Origin of the sequence: Janthinobacterium amylolyticum, from assembly GCF_051380655.1 — a bacterium.
Taxonomy (GTDB): Bacteria; Pseudomonadota; Gammaproteobacteria; order Burkholderiales; family Burkholderiaceae_D; genus Janthinobacterium.
Genome location: NZ_JBNYXL010000001.1, coordinates 274,647 through 289,320, shown reverse-complemented (window position 1 = coordinate 289,320; position 14,674 = coordinate 274,647). Strand labels below are relative to the sequence as shown.

General features: G+C 62.0%; 14 protein-coding genes. 12 read left to right on the top strand and 2 right to left on the bottom strand.

The window, feature by feature from the left end:
• Nucleotides 1-2,898: a hybrid sensor histidine kinase/response regulator gene (locus tag ACQ4WR_RS01380; RefSeq protein WP_436484803.1), complete on the top strand. Its 2,898-nt coding sequence runs from the start codon at nucleotides 1-3 to the stop codon at nucleotides 2,896-2,898.
• Here ACQ4WR_RS01380 and ACQ4WR_RS01375 read toward each other — a convergent pair whose 3' ends face one another.
• Nucleotides 2,899-6,153 carry a PAS domain-containing protein gene (locus ACQ4WR_RS01375; RefSeq protein ID WP_436484802.1) on the bottom strand — a complete coding sequence of 1,085 codons (3,255 nt, stop codon included), beginning with the start codon at nucleotides 6,151-6,153 and terminating at the stop codon, nucleotides 2,899-2,901. It abuts the gene before it with no gap.
• A gap of 141 nt (nucleotides 6,154-6,294) precedes the next feature.
• On the opposite strand from ACQ4WR_RS01375, the gene ACQ4WR_RS01370 reads away from it, so the two are divergent.
• From ACQ4WR_RS01370 to ACQ4WR_RS01330, 9 genes are all read left to right on the top strand, one after another.
• Entirely contained in the window at nucleotides 6,295-7,197 is a 903-nt protein-coding gene (locus tag ACQ4WR_RS01370; protein WP_102297017.1) for an alpha/beta hydrolase, read from the top strand.
• Complete coding sequence (locus ACQ4WR_RS01365) at nucleotides 7,146-7,643, top strand: hypothetical protein (protein ID WP_436485388.1); 498 nt, start codon at nucleotides 7,146-7,148, stop codon at nucleotides 7,641-7,643. Before ACQ4WR_RS01370 ends, ACQ4WR_RS01365 begins: the two co-directional genes overlap by 52 nt.
• Nucleotides 7,644-7,679: 36 nt before the next feature.
• Nucleotides 7,680-8,204: a hypothetical protein gene (locus ACQ4WR_RS01360; protein ID WP_436484800.1), complete on the top strand. Its 525-nt coding sequence runs from the start codon at nucleotides 7,680-7,682 to the stop codon at nucleotides 8,202-8,204.
• Nucleotides 8,205-8,345: 141 nt separating this feature from the next.
• Complete coding sequence (locus tag ACQ4WR_RS01355; protein WP_436484799.1) at nucleotides 8,346-9,356, top strand: alpha/beta fold hydrolase; 1,011 nt, start codon at nucleotides 8,346-8,348, stop codon at nucleotides 9,354-9,356.
• A 194-nt stretch (nucleotides 9,357-9,550) separates the two neighbouring features.
• Nucleotides 9,551-9,736: a hypothetical protein gene (locus ACQ4WR_RS01350; RefSeq protein WP_436484797.1), complete on the top strand. Its 186-nt coding sequence runs from the start codon at nucleotides 9,551-9,553 to the stop codon at nucleotides 9,734-9,736.
• Between the two features lie 81 nt (nucleotides 9,737-9,817).
• Nucleotides 9,818-10,144 carry an ankyrin repeat domain-containing protein gene (locus ACQ4WR_RS01345; RefSeq protein ID WP_436484795.1) on the top strand — a complete coding sequence of 109 codons (327 nt, stop codon included), beginning with the start codon at nucleotides 9,818-9,820 and terminating at the stop codon, nucleotides 10,142-10,144.
• A gap of 124 nt (nucleotides 10,145-10,268) precedes the next feature.
• Nucleotides 10,269-10,646, top strand: a complete 378-nt coding sequence (locus ACQ4WR_RS01340) for a hypothetical protein (RefSeq protein WP_436484794.1) — start codon at nucleotides 10,269-10,271, stop codon at nucleotides 10,644-10,646.
• Between the two features lie 122 nt (nucleotides 10,647-10,768).
• On the top strand, nucleotides 10,769-11,128 hold the full coding sequence (locus ACQ4WR_RS01335; protein WP_436484792.1) for a hypothetical protein: 360 nt from the start codon (nucleotides 10,769-10,771) through the stop codon (nucleotides 11,126-11,128).
• A gap of 76 nt (nucleotides 11,129-11,204) precedes the next feature.
• Nucleotides 11,205-11,822 carry a hypothetical protein gene (locus tag ACQ4WR_RS01330; protein WP_436484790.1) on the top strand — a complete coding sequence of 206 codons (618 nt, stop codon included), beginning with the start codon at nucleotides 11,205-11,207 and terminating at the stop codon, nucleotides 11,820-11,822.
• A 165-nt stretch (nucleotides 11,823-11,987) separates the two neighbouring features.
• Here the strand turns inward: ACQ4WR_RS01330 and ACQ4WR_RS01325 are convergent, their stop codons facing one another.
• Nucleotides 11,988-12,518 carry an SRPBCC family protein gene (locus tag ACQ4WR_RS01325; RefSeq protein ID WP_102297000.1) on the bottom strand — a complete coding sequence of 177 codons (531 nt, stop codon included), beginning with the start codon at nucleotides 12,516-12,518 and terminating at the stop codon, nucleotides 11,988-11,990.
• A gap of 130 nt (nucleotides 12,519-12,648) precedes the next feature.
• On the opposite strand from ACQ4WR_RS01325, the gene ACQ4WR_RS01320 reads away from it, so the two are divergent.
• Together ACQ4WR_RS01320 and ACQ4WR_RS01315 are read left to right on the top strand one after the other, a co-directional pair.
• Nucleotides 12,649-13,083: a MarR family winged helix-turn-helix transcriptional regulator gene (locus ACQ4WR_RS01320; RefSeq protein ID WP_436484788.1), complete on the top strand. Its 435-nt coding sequence runs from the start codon at nucleotides 12,649-12,651 to the stop codon at nucleotides 13,081-13,083.
• The gene (locus ACQ4WR_RS01315; protein WP_102296994.1) at nucleotides 13,080-14,654 is read left to right on the top strand and encodes a DHA2 family efflux MFS transporter permease subunit; all 1,575 of its coding nucleotides are present in this window, start codon (nucleotides 13,080-13,082) and stop codon (nucleotides 14,652-14,654) included. The genes ACQ4WR_RS01320 and ACQ4WR_RS01315 overlap by 4 nt, the downstream gene beginning before the upstream one ends.
• The last annotated feature ends 20 nt before the right edge of the window (nucleotides 14,655-14,674 follow it).

Below are 14,674 nucleotides of genomic sequence, written 5' to 3'. Positions count from 1 at the left end.
ATGACGACGCAACTGCACCCGGATGGCCAGGGCGGCGCCAGCGGCGTGGCCTTCCTGCTGCAACTGGAGCGCCGGCTGCGCCCGCTGCACGACACGGGCGGCATCCTCGCCTTATCCGCGCAGATGCTGGGCCAGCGCCTCGGCGCGCAGCAGGTAGCCTGTTTCGACATCGGCCAGGCGCTGCACGCCCCTACCCTGCAGCATGCGTGGAGCGATGGCCTGGCGCCGGGCGCGGCCGGCGAATATTTCCTGGGAGATTATGCGGCCAGCCTGGCCGACGCGCTGGCCGCCGGCCAGGCCGTGGCCGTCAGCGACGTGGCCAGCGATCCGCGCACGGCCTTGCCGGCCGCGCTGGCCGCCTTTACGCGCCTGGGCATCCGTGCCTTCTTGAACATTCCCATCGCCAAGGATGGCCGCCTGGCCGCCCTGTTCGTCGTGCACAGCCGCGCGGCGCGCCTGTGGCGGGCGGACGAGATCGAACTGGCCGTGCAAGTGTCGGAGCGCGTCTGGTCCACCATCGTACGGGCCCAGGCCGAAGAACAGCTGCGTCTGCTCAGTGCCGGCATGGAGCGCAAAATCGCCGAGCGCACGCGCGAATTTGGCCGCACCTGGCAAGTCAGCCCCGATCTGCATGGCGTGCTCAACCTGGACGGCTACTTCGAGCACTCGAATCCCGCCTGGCAAGCCACCTTGGGCTGGTCGGAAGAGGAAATCCGCACGACGAAGTTTTTCAATCTGATCCATCCCGACGACTTGCCGCGCACCTATGCGGCCTGGGATGCGGCCAGCCAGGGGCAGCCGGCGCTGCGCTTCGAGAACCGCTACCGCCACAAGCTGGGCGGCTGGCGCTGGCTGTCGTGGGTGGCCGTGCCGGAAGGCGACAAGGTGTATTGCAGCGCGCGCGACATCAGCGTGGAAAAGAAGCTCGAAGCGGACCTGGCGGCGCGCAACAGCGAGCGCGAACGGCTGTGGCGCAGCGCGCAAGACCTGATGGTGGCCGTTGACGCCGAACACTGTTTCACCGCGGTCAACCCTGCCGCGGCCGCCATCCTGGGCTGGCTGCCCGAGGAAATGCTGGGCCGCAGCCTGTTCGATTTCATCGTGCCCGACGACGCGGGCGCCACGCGCCAGGCCCTGGCGCAAGTGGCGCAAGCGCCGCACGAGAGCGTGCCCAGCTTTGAAAACCGCTACCGCCACCGCGATGGCGGCTACCGCTGGCTGTCCTGGGTGGCCGCGGCCGAAGGCGACCTGATTTTTGCCACGGGCCGCCACATCACCGTGGAAAAAGAGGCGGAAAGCACCTTGCGCAGCATGCAGGAATCCTTGCGCCACAGCGAGACGGCGCTGCTGCAATCGCAAAAACTCGAAGCCCTGGGCAAGCTGACGGGCGGCGTGGCCCACGATTTCAACAACGTGCTGCAAATTATTTCCGGCAACCTGCAACTGCTGCAGATGACCGTGGGCGACGACCCGCTGGCCGCCAAGCGCATCGCCAGTTCCACGGCCGCCGTGGAGCGTGGCGCGAAACTGTCGGCCCAGCTGCTGGCGTTTGCCCGGCGCCAGCCCCTGAAACCGCTGGTAACGGACCTGGCCCACCTGCTGCGCTCCATGGAAGAGCTGCTGCGCCGCGCCACGGGCGAGACCATCGACACGCGGATGATGCTGGCAGACGACAGCTGGCGCGCCCTGGTCGACCCGCACCAGCTGGAAAACGTCATCCTCAACCTGGCCATCAATGCGCGCGACGCCATGGCGGGCCAGGGCCAGCTGACCATCGAACTGAGCAACAGCGTGCTCGACTGTGCCTACGCGGCCCGCCATGCGGACGTGGTGCCAGGCGACTACGTGCAGCTGGCCATTTCCGACACGGGCACGGGTATTCCGGCCGAACTGCTGGACAAGATTTTCGAACCCTTCTTCACCACCAAGCGCGAAGGCGAAGGCACGGGACTGGGCCTGTCCATGGCATATGGTTTCCTGCGCCAGAGCGGCGGCCACCTGACGGTGGACAGCCTGCCTGGCCATGGCAGCACCTTCCGCATTTACCTGCCGCGCTCGCTGGACGCGGAAACCGAGCTGCCGCTGCAGCTGAGCGGCCCCGTGCTGGGTGGCAAGGAAACCATCCTTGTCGTGGAAGACGACGTACAGGTGCAGACCACGGTGGTGGACATGCTGCGCGGCCTCGGCTATTTCGTGCTGCGCGCCAGCGATGGCGAAAGCGCCATGCACATCGTCGGCAGCGGCATCCCCATCGACCTGCTGTTTACGGATGTGGTCATGCCCGGCAAGGTGGCCAGCACGGAACTGGCGCGCCAGGCCCGGCTGCTGCTGCCGGAGCTGGCCGTGCTGTTTACCTCGGGCTACACGCAGGATGCCATCATGCAGGGTGGCCGGCTGGAGCCGGGCGTCGAGCTGCTGAGCAAACCCTACCGGCGCGAAGACCTGGCGCGGCGCATCCGCCATTTGCTGGCCAACGGCCAGCACGTGACGGCGCTGCAGCAGTACCGCGCCCAGCTGGCGCCACAGCCCCCCACACCCGCACGGCCGGGTGGGCGGAATATTCTGCTAGTGGAAGACAACGCGGATGCGCGCGCCATGACGGGTGATCTGCTGGGCATGCTCGGGCATGCGGTGACGGCCGTGGGCACGGCGGAAGAAGCGCTGCCTCTGCTGGGCACGCCGGGACTGGAGTTGCTGCTGACCGATATCAGCCTGCCGCAGATGTCGGGCGCAGAATTGGCCGAGGTCGCCGCGCGCGACTATCCGCGGCTGGAAGTGGTATTTTCCACGGGCCACGCCCCGGCCAACTCCGGCGTCAGCGACCCGCACGCACGTTTTCTCGTGAAACCGTTCAGCATCGAACAGCTGCAGCAAGCCTTGCTGGCGCCGGACCGCTGATCAATCCGTGATACGCCGCGCTTTCAGGGCGCCGGCCAGCTCTTCCAGGCTGAAGGGCTTGCGCAGGAAGCGCGCGCTGGCGTCCTGCATCAGGCTGGCACCCCAGTCGTGGCCGGAGGCGAAGACCACATCCAGCCGCGGCCAGTGCTCGCGCGCATGGCGCGCCAGTTCCAGGCCGGACATGGTGGGCAGGCTGATATCCGTCACCAGCACATCGAGGCCAGGCATGGCCAGCAGCGGCAAGGCTTGCTCGGCGCTGGCCACGCCATGCACGGTATGTCCCAGCATGTTGAGCATTTCCGTCGTCATTTCGCGCGCGTCGTCATTGTCTTCCACCAACAGGATGCGCCGTCCGGACGGATCGGGCGCGCCCACCAGGCGGCGGTCGGCCAGCAGGTGGCGCAGGCGCCGCGCCAGGTCTTCGCGCCGGTAAGGCTTGCTCAGCAGCTCGACACCGGGGTCCAGCCGCCCGCCCTGCATGATGGCGTTGTGCGTATAGCCCGACGTATACAGCACGGCCAGCTCCGGCAGCAGCAGCCTGGCCTGCTGCGCCAGTTCCTTGCTGCTGACGGGCCCGGGCATGACTACGTCCGTAAACAGTAAATCGATGGCCACGCCCGTGCGCAGCAGGGACAAGGCCGATTCGCCATCGTCCGCATGCAGCACCTCATAGCCGAGGCCGCGCAGCATGTCGACCACCGTGTGCTGCACCGGGGCATCGTCTTCCACCACGAGGATGGTTTCGCCGCCGCCCAGCACGGGCCCGCCCAGCCCCGGTGGCGGCTCGGCCAGTTTTTCCAGCGAACGCGGCAGGTAAATCTTGAAGGTCGTGCCCGCACCTGGGGCGCTGTGCACCTTGATGTGCCCCGCGCTCTGGCGGATGAAGCCGTAGGCCATCGACAGCCCCAGGCCCGTGCCCTCGCCTTCGCGCTTGGTGGTAAAGAACGGTTCGAAGATCTGGTCGATCACGTCGCGCTCCATGCCGTGGCCCGTGTCCGTGATGGTCAGCAGCACATACTGCCCCGCCAGCACATCGGCATGCAGGCTGGCGTAGGCCGCGTCCAGCGTGACATTGCTCAAGGTAAAGGTCAGCCGCCCGCCCTTTTCCATGGCGTCGCGCGCATTGATGGCCATGTTCAGAAGCACGTTTTCCATCTGGTTCGGGTCGACCAGGGTGTGCCACAGGCCGTCGCTGATGAACGTCTCCTCAAAAACATCCTCACCGAGGGCGCGGCGGATCAGCTCATGCATGCGGCGCAGCAAGTGCCCCAGGTCCGTCACCAGCGGTTTTAATGGTTGACGGCGCGCAAAGGCCAGCAGCTGCGACGACAGCTTGGCGCCCCGCTCGACGGCCGAGGCAGCCGAATCGAGGCGGCTGGCCGCCTGCGGGTTGTCGGCCACCGTCAGTTTCAGCAGCTGCAAGTTGCCGGAAATGATCTGCAGCACGTTATTGAAATCGTGGGCCACGCCGCCCGTCAGCTTGCCGATCGATTCGAGCTTTTGCGCCTGCAGCAGGGCTTGCTCGCTGCGCACCAGCGCCAGCCGCGCCTCCTTCTCGTCCGTGACGTCGCGGCCGATGGCGTGGATCAGCTTTTGCGCCGGCACGGCCGTCCAGGAAATCCAGCGGTAGCCGCCGTCACGGCGCCGGTAGCGGTTTTCCATGCGCAAGGTGGGCGCGCCATGGGCCAGGCGCGACAGGTCCTGCAAGGCCGCCATGCGGTCGTCCGGATGCACGAGGCTGATGAAATCCATGCCCAGCGATTCGATTTCGGGCCGGTCTAGAATGCTCGTCCAGGCGGGATTGACGGCGATGATCATGCCGCTCAAGTCCGCCACCAGCATGATGTCGGTCGACAAGCGCCACATGCGGTCGCGGTCGGCCGTGCGGTTGGCCATTTCCACTTCCAGCGAGGAATTCAGATAGGCCATCTTTTCCAGCACGTTCTTTTGTTCCTGCACGTCCGTGTTGGTGCCCACCCAGCGCAGCACCGTGCCCGCCTCGTCGAACAGGGGCAAGGCGCGCGCCAGGAACCAGCGGTACTGGCCGTCGCTGGCGCCGCGCATGCGGAACTCGTGCTCGTACGCGCTGGCGGTGGACACGGCGCGTTCCCAGCTGTGCTGGGTGGTCAGCAGATCGTCCGGGTGCACGCAATGGCGAAAACCGCTGGTGACCAGCGACTTCAGCGATTGCCCCGTGTAGTGGCAAACCTGCTCGTTGACCCAGTAGGTGGTGCCATTGCCATGCGCCAGCCAGGCCTGGTTGGGCATGGTCGATGCCAGCGAGCGGAATTGCGCTTCGCTGTCGAGCAAGGCATTGCGCGCCTGCCAGTGTTCATCGATGTCTTCGCAGGAACCGTACCATTTCAGTGGTTTGCCAGACGCATCTAGCCGGCAATAGGCGCGCGAATGCACCCAGCGGTACAAACCGTCCTGCCGGCGCACCCGCATTTCCGCATCAAAAGGCTGAGCGCTGCCCACGGATTCGCTCCAGGCCGCCAGCGACTGCGGCACGTCTTCCGGATGGATGGCGTCCAGCCAGCCGGTGCCCAGGCCGTTGACACCCGTCCATTCGCGCCAGCGCTGCGCAACATAGTCCAGCTTGCCGTCGACATCGGCCGTCCACAGCACCTGGGTATTCATTTCTATGGCGTAGTGAAAGTGTTCGCGGCTGTCGCGCAGCTGCTGTTCCAGCTGGCCCCGCTCGATGACGTGCGAGGCGACCCTGGCGGCGATGGCCAGCAGCTCGATCTCGGGCTGGGTGGGATGGCATGGCGTGGGAAACAGCATGCCCAGCACGCCCAGGATATGGCCGCTGGCGCCAAACACGGGCGCAACCCAGCAGGCGCGATAGCCGTGCAGCAAGGCTTCCTTGCGGCCCGCGCTCCAGCCCAGGTCGCGCGTGATGTCGCCGCAATACGCGGGCGCGCCGGAAAAGGCCGCCGTGCCGAACGGTGAAGGCTGCTCGCCGCCGTGGCGCAGGGCCAGGCACAGGTCCTGTGGCACGCTGGGTGCGGAGAGGCCGCAAAAGCGGTCGGACTCGTCGATCAGCACGAGGCAGGCATGTGCGCTGTCCTCAGCCTGGCCTTGCAGCGCCAGCAATAAATGTTCCAATGCATGGGCCAGGTCGACCCCGGCCGCGATGCTCCCCAGCGCATTATGCTCGGCGTCCAGTAATGTGATGATGTTGTTTGGCTGCACCGTGTCGATAAGCGGAAAACTGATGCCCGGAATATACCATGTGGCAAGGCTCTTCATGGGGAAAAGAGCAGCTTTCCGCCTCCGCCGACACCGCCGCTGTCGCCTGCACGCCGGCAAGCGGCGCACCTTCACCGCCCGGCGCCGGCAGTGGTGCCTGCCTATGCTAGAGTATTGCTCTTTCCTCAAGCACAAGCCGTCATGACCATGTCCCTGCCGTCCTCATTGATTGCCACCGCCCTGCTCGCTTGCAGCCAGGGTACCGTCGCCGCTCCCATGAGCCTGGATGACTACCTGGCCTTGCACGGCCCCGCGCCCACTGTACAGCTCGCCTATGGCGCGGCGCCGTCGCAATATGCGCAGCTGTTCCGTCCCAGCGGCGCGGGGCCGTTTCCCGTCGTGGTGCTGGTGCATGGCGGCTGCTGGACGGTGGAGTTCGGCGGCATCGCGCAGATGCACAACGTGGCCGGCGCCCTCGCCGCGCAAGGCATCGCCGTGTGGAATGTCGAGTACCGCCGCGTCGATGAGCCAGGCGGCGGCTATCCAGGCACCTACCAGGACATGCACGCGGCGCTCGACAGCCTGCGCCAGCACGCCAGCCAGTACCAGCTCGACACGAGCCGCATCGTGGCCATGGGCCATTCTGCCGGCGGCCAGCTGGTGCAGTGGATCGCGGGGCGCGAAAAACTGCCGAAGGGCAGCCCCCTGTACCGCGAGCAGTATCTGCCAGTGAAAAACATCCTCAGCCTGGGCGGCCTGGCCGACCTGCGCCACGAGCAAGCCTTGATCAAGACCAGCTGCGAGCGCGACATCGCGCAGCTGGCAGGCAGCGCCAGCAGTGACCGCCCGGACATCTACAGCGACACCAACGCCGCCGACCTGATGCCCAACGGCAGCCGCACCGTGCTGGCCACGGGAGAGCTCGACACCATCTCCCCGCCCCGCGTGGCGCACGACTACGCGGCCAAGGCCAAGCTGGCCGGCGACCATGCGGAAGTGCTGATCCTGCCCGGCGCCAGCCATTACGACGAGATCGCCGCGACCTCGAACGCATGGCAGCTGATCTTGCCGGTGATACGGCAGATGCTGGGGATGCAGCCTTGAACATGGCGCTAGCCGACGACTTGCACCCGTATCAATATCTATGGGACGGTTCCCAGCCAGGCTGGGGACTGACGCACATCAATAGCCAGCATACCGGACTTGCGCTGCAATTTTCCGTCCCTGGCGGATCGGCACAGGAGCGCCTGTCCGCAAGAAAGACGATTGAGGAATTCAAGCCACTGTCGATCCAGCAAGTCACGACGCGGCTGCACGGATGCAAGCTTTTCCCTCTGGGCCAATTTGAGACCAGGGAGGCGCGCCGCATTGCCGCCCAAGCGCGCCAGCAAGGCCTGACCGTGCTGGAAGAACCGAGCAGCACAGTGCACTTCCTGCCAACCAATCTACTGAGCAACAGGGTATTGCTCATCGACGATGAAAACCTGGCAAAACGCGTGTACGAGGCAGCCATTCTGCACGGCGTTCCTGTGCGGCATATCGAGGCCTGAGCCATCTGAGCAACCTTCAAACTCCAACATAAGCACATGCTGAAACCTGTCAACTTTCGTCACACTATCGCCTGCCTCTTGCTTGCGGCGTGCTTCCCGTTGGCCTGCGCCGCCACCATGCAGGAACTGGAAAGCGGCCTGCTGCATGCCTTGCAGCTCAAAAAAGGCACGAGCGAACGCACGGGCACCTCGGGCAAGGCCATCGAGGCCTATGTGCATGCGGGTCTGCTGGGAAAGAAACCGAACCAGCGCTACGACTACACCGATTACTATCTGTTGAGGAAACCGGCAAGCTTCCTGGGTCACGAACTGGTGCTGATCGAAGAGGAATACATCACGCAATACATAGGCTGCTGCGTGAGTCCTGGCGCGGGCGTGACCGTGAAAGTGCACGGCAGCACGCACAAGCTGGAACAGTTCGCCCGCGCCAACCGCTGCACCCTCACCGAAAACGTTGATTTTGCGCAGGCATTGCGCGAAGTGGCGATCAGGAACAAGGTGCCCAAGGCCCACTATGCGTCGCTGAGTTGCCGCGAGCGCGATGCCGAGCGGGATGAGTGATGGCCACTCCCAGGGGGGGGGCAGACTATCTGCACAGAGATAACTAGCGTTCGAGTCCTGATTGATAAAAGCAGTCCTCAGGTGACTTCAGGATCAACGGAAGTTTTGCATGTTTTTTCGCCTTTATAAAGGAATCACTCGATGAGCAGACACTTGACCGGACTGGCAATGTTGGTATTGGCTGGCGGATCTTCCTTTTCCTCGTTCGCTGCACCAACGGCCCAACAGGCTGCCGGAGACGTTTTTGCGAAGCCGCATCAGCTTGTCGACATCGGTGGCCGCAAGATGCATCTATATTGCAGCGGGCAAGGCGCGACCACGGTGGTATTCGATGCGCCGTCGGGCGAGGCCGGCTGGAACTGGTTCAAGGTGCAGCCCGAGATCGCCAGACACACGCGCGCCTGCGTGTATGACCGCGCGGGTCTCGGGTTCAGCGACCCGGCACAGCGCAGCAATACTGCAGAGAACGTCGTCGAGGACTTGCACAAACTGTTGACCGGTGCTGGCATCAAGCCGCCCTATGTCATGGTGGGCAATTCACTGGGCGGCGCGAACGTCCAGGTTTACGCCTACCGCTACCCGGCAGCGGTCAAGGGACTGGTGCTCGTCGAGCCGCAACACGAAGATGAAACCCGGCGCCTGGACAAGGCTAGCCAAGGCAATATCAGCAAGGTCTACGCGATGGTAAAGGAGCAGAACAACTATTGCCTGGCCGCCGCCCAGAAGGGTTTCAAGGCCGGCAGCGAAGAACAAATGAATTGCATCGGCAATCCGGCGGACAGCTACGGTCCCGCGCTGGGGGCGGCCGTGGCGGCTGCGACGAGCAAGCCTGCCTACTGGCGTGCCACCATCGACGAATGGGAAGCAATCCATATCAGCGACGACCAACTACGCAAGCATCGACGTCCGTTCGGTGATCTGCCGGTAGTGGTGCTGACACGCGGCGTTAGCCCCTATGCCGTCCCGGGAAAGCCGCAGAGCGCCTTGAACAAGGCGATGGAAGATGAGAATGCCGCCATTCAACAAGAGATCGCCGCCCTGTCCACGCGCGGCACGCAGCGTGTCGTGCCGGGCGCCGGCCACGTGATACACGCAGATAAGCCGGAAGCCGTCATTGACGCCATCCTCGAAGTGCTGCGCCAAGTGAAGTAGCGCTGACGGCAAATGAAAAAACGAGAGGGGTTCCTGCAGGCACCGTATCGGTCGCTCCGCCAGGTACCACACGGGCGCCGTCCAGTGAGGTACGCAATGGGGCGTCAAGAAGTGCGTTCTCCGACAATTTTTCGAAAGAAATTGCGGAGCGATATATTGCGGGTTCGATTGACTTCGACATTGCTGATTGTGCGATGAATGCACTGTCCGCCAGGACGCCACCTGAAGATTTTCCTTCCTATACCCGGGCGGTGTATCAAGCCTTTGATGAAGGCGAGTATGTGCAGCCAGGGCAAGTAATTGGTAGCGATGAAGACGTATATACTCGTCCTTTTCTGCGTCAAGCAATGTCGGATTTTCATCCTCTGGACTTCAGCTAGTGGCCACAAGCGGACGTTCAATTAATCAGTTGAGGTAACCGCCTTTCGATTAAGGGCTAGTTAATATAGGAACCTTTGCAAATGTTCGCTCTCCATGCAGCAATTGAACAAATGGACATTAAGGCCGCGAGATCTTTGCTTGAGCAAGGCGCGAACGTTAATGCCAGAGACCCAGAGGTAGGGATGGCGACCGCATTACACATTGCAGTGGACATTGAGTGCGAAGACGCCTGTCGGCGATATGATAGCGGTGACGCTGACGCCTCACCAGTTCCCGCCCTGACGAAACTGCTTCTTGATTTCTGCGCTGATCCGTCCGTACCAGACGCTGGGGACAAAACTCCCCGTGACTGGGCAGTCGAACGAAACCATTTTCAAGCGATGACGCTGTTCGACTCCCAATGGTAAAGTTGCCATGCGTTCGTCGTCGCGGACGACTGCTTTGGTGCGGAAGCTGCCGCGCATGAACGACGGCAATCGGCCAGAAGCGGCCTTCTATCTCATCCTTAAAATATACAAGGTAACCTGAAAAATGGACAAGCTCACTGTAGTTTTGGTCGATCCGCCAGATGAAGAAGCCGCGTCAGTTACTCTGCGAGGCGAGCAAGGTGAACTCGTTGTTTTTTGTCATCCGTGCAGCTTAACAGCAGGCGACGTTATCGAAAATCGCCTATCGGTTCTGGATGCAGATGTCCACGCCACGTACCTGACTGACTGGCCAGAAAGCGAAAAAGAGGCATTGTCTACGGAGTGGATTGAACGTACCGGACATTACGCGTATCGTGGGCGTGGGCGTGTGCTCGATCATGGGGATGGCCTGGTCGAGGTACAAGGATTTTTTATCGACATGGGTGCATTATGCGTCGGGCACGTCGATTTCGAAATCAGTCGCCTTGATTTAAGCACCTGAATTCTTCAGTGGAGAGTTTTGATCTTTCTCATTGAAAGCGTTTGCTTTAGCACGGAGCCTTGTCGACGACTGCATCCGGCCAAAAGCGGTCGTTCCACACATCCTTAATTTGACGGTATCCCATGATGAGCAATGTGCTATCTGTCAACGAAGTAATCGACCGCGCAGATGAGCTTGACGGTAAGCCGGTCGAAATCGTTGGTTTGCTGACGTTTGAATTTGAGAATCACTCTCTCGGCCATTATCCAAAGGCAGAGCGACGGGAGATCACGGAAGCAGTAGATCCTCCGTACTACCAATCCAGCGTTTGGATTACCTTTGATGCGGGAAGTATCCAGCCGAATCAAGAAATGCTCATACGCTGGCAGGGAAAACGCGTCCGAATTTCTGGGGTTGTTCGTACGCCCCAAGGGCCGTTTGGTTGCGGTCATTTCAGCGGCTGGGGATGCGAAGTTGAGGCTTACACGATTGAACGTCTCTGAACTTCTGCAATGTGATGGAACCTGGCAACGACGGTAACCGGCCAATTTCAGGCGTTCAGTATCGCCAAGGGATTCTATGCTGCAAAAGTATTTCGATGAGCTAAAGCGCGCCGACTGGACATCCAGTTCGCTCTTTGACGCGGAGACGGTGGTAGAGCAGAGCAAACTCTTTGCGTTTCATCCGACAGTACGAGAACTCCACGGCTACGTATTGGATGACGAAAACACAAGCAACCATCATTTTTTAATTACGGTCGAGCCATTGGCTGGAAGTGTTTTTTTTCTTTCGCACGACGGCGATTCGCGAATGGTGTTTGAAAGCGTGACCGATTTCTTAGACTCCGTGCGTAAGGCTCAAGCCGAAGGGCTGTCTGTATCTGACCTACATCCGCGTTTGAGCCCTGTCCCTAGGGACCAGGCGGCATTAGCGAATTTCATTCACGCGCTCCACCGTCAGGAATGCAATGACCTAATCGTCAGCCTTCTGCCTTCGCTGGACCTTGAAGATCTGCCGTTGCTTCAATTACTCGCCAATGACGCCGACTTTTTTCTGGGTGAGGCAGTTGCCATGGAAATCGAGAAGCGACCGTCAAAGGCTCTTCTGCCGATCGCCATCACATGTGCTAACCATGTTCATCCTCAAGTTTCAGTTGCTGGATCGCGCGCTTTGCGACGAATTAAGGAGCTTCTTTGAACGTCTGCCAAGGGGCGAAAGCAGACGCCCAAAAAAAACGCAAACAGGCAACGGCACAAACAGGCAACGGCAGCAAGAACACTCCCGAGGCTCGGACAAAGGCTACCCGGGCCCGTGAGTGTGGCCCGCCTTTCTTAATAGCTGGCTCCGCTACTCACGCAACACTCACTGCACCCGCGCCAGATACTGGGCCAGCTGTCCGAAAGTAGCCTTGAACCCCTGCTTCATCGACTCGAACCCCTGCTTGAAAGTCTCATGCTGCTCCTCTGTCGCCTGGTGCGGCGTGGAACGCAAGGTCATCGTCGTCTTGCCGTCCTCCTCGGTCAGGGTCATGGTATTGAACGACTCCAGTGGCCAGGTGGCGCTGACGGGGTGCTGCACGGCATTGCCCTGTTTGTCGGCGAACGACAGGATGGAGACGATTTTTTCCGGCGCCTCGATCTGCTGGTAGGTGAACTTGCCCCACATCTCGTAGCCATTCTCGGCGCGCATGCCATAGTGGAATACGCCGCCCGGCTTCAGGTCGAGTGCCAGCACGCTCAATTCAAAACCGACAGGCCCCCACCATTGCGCCAGGCGCTCCGGTTCGACCCATGCCTTGAATACCAGTTCGCGCGGCGCGTCAAAAGTTTGCGTGATGACAAAGTCGCTGCTGTCGCGGTGCTGGCCTTCCTGCTGCTGTTCTGCGGTCGTCATGCTGTCTCCTGAAAATGATGGACTGGCTGCCAATGTAACAGCCGCGCCGGAAATGGGAAAGCCCCGCACGTCGCGCCGGGCGGCATGCTAGAATATTAGTTCGATACCTAACTATTAGACGACTCACCTTATGACCTCTATCGAAGAGCGCTTTTCCGCCGCGCTTCACAAGACGGCGCGCGGCTGGCGCCATGCGATCGACCGGCGCCTGAAGGAACTGGACCTGGGGCAAGCCAGTTGGATGGCCATCGCCATGATCGCCAAATCGCCGCAGTCGCCCTCGCAAAGCGAACTGGCACACCAACTGGGGGTGGAAAACCCCACCATGGTGTCAATGCTGGACCGGCTCGTGAAATCGGGCTTCGTGCAGCGCCAGCCGTCGGAAACGGACCGCCGCGTCAAGCTGGTGGTGCTGACCGCGGCGGGCATGCAGGTGTATGAAACCGTGCGCAAGGAAGCGGACAGTTTCCGCAAGGAACTGCTGCAAGGCATAGACCCGATCCAGTTGCTGGCGGCCACCGAGCTGCTGGAAGCGTTACAGGCGGCCACGGAGAAATCCGCATGAGTTCGGCCACAGCCAGCGCCGCACCGGCGCTGCCCGCTTCACAGGATCCCACCCTGAACCGGCGCATGATCACCATCTCGATCATGCTTGCCACCATCATCCAGGCGCTCGACGGCACCATCGCCAACGTCGCCCTGCCCCACATGCAAGGCAGCCTGTCCGCCTCGCAAGACCAGATCACCTGGGTGCTGACCTCCTTCATCGTTGCCGCCGCCATCGCCACGCCGCTCACCGGCTGGCTGTGCGACCGCTTCGGCCAGAAAAACACTTTCCTCGTTTCCGTGGCCGGCTTCACCCTCGCCTCCGTGCTGTGCGGCCTGTCGGGCACGCTTTCCGAAATCGTTGCCGCCCGCTTGCTGCAAGGCGTGTTCGGCGCGGCGCTGGTGCCGCTGTCGCAGGCGGTACTGCTGGACATCAATCCGCGCGAGAAACACGGCTCGGCCATGGCCATCTGGGGCATGGGCGTGATGATCGGCCCCATCCTGGGCCCCACCCTGGGCGGCTGGCTGACGGACAGCTACAGCTGGCGCTGGGTCTTTTTCATCAACATCCCCATCGGCGCCATGGCCTTCTATGGCATCTGGCGCTACATCCGCAGGGATGCGCCCAAGGGCCGCATGACTTTCGACATGTTCGGCTTCGCCACCTTGAGCCTGTCCATCGGCGCGCTGCAGATGCTGCTGGACCGGGGCGAGCAGAATGACTGGTTTTCTTCCACGGAAACGTGGATCGAAGCCATCGTGCTGGCCATGAGCTTGTGCTACTTCATTGCCCACACGGCCCTGCGTCCGGCCGGCAAGTCCTTTCTCGACTACCGCCTGCTGAAAAACGCGAACTATGTCAGCGGCCTGCTGTTTATTTTCATCGTCGGCCTGGTGCTGTTCGCCACCCGCGCGCTGACGCCGTCGATGCTGCAGGGCTTGATGAATTACCCGGCGGCGATCGCCGGCCTGGTGACGGCGCCCAGCGGCCTGGGCACGATGCTGGCCATGCTGATCGTCGGCAAGCTGACGGGGAAAATCGATACGCGCATCCTGCTGGGCGTGGGTTTTTCGATCACCGCGTTCTCGCTGTGGCAGATGGCCAATTTTACGCTGGACCTGGTGCCGAAGACCGTCGTGTGGAACGGCATCATCCAGGGCATCGGCCTGGGCCTCGTCTTCGTGCCCCTGAGCGCGGCCACGTTCGCCACCCTGTCGCCCGAGATGCGGGCGGAAGGTACGGCGATTTACAGCCTGGTGCGCAATATCGGCAGCAGCATCGGCATCGCCCTCGTGCAAACCTTGTTGGTGCGCAATACGCAGATCGCCCATGCCTCCTTGACGGAGCACATCAACATCGCCAATCCGGCCCTGCACGACCCCGCCATCGCCAGCGTCTACAACCTGGGCACGAGCACGGGCATGGCGGCACTGAATGGCGAAATCACGCGGCAGGCATCGATGATCGCCTACCTCGACGACTTCTGGATGATGATGTGGCTGACCATCCTCGTGCTGCCGCTCTTGCTCCTGATCAAACCACCGAAGAAGAATGCGCCTGTCGTGGTCGACCACGCGGCGATGGAATAACCCTCATGCACACACCTATT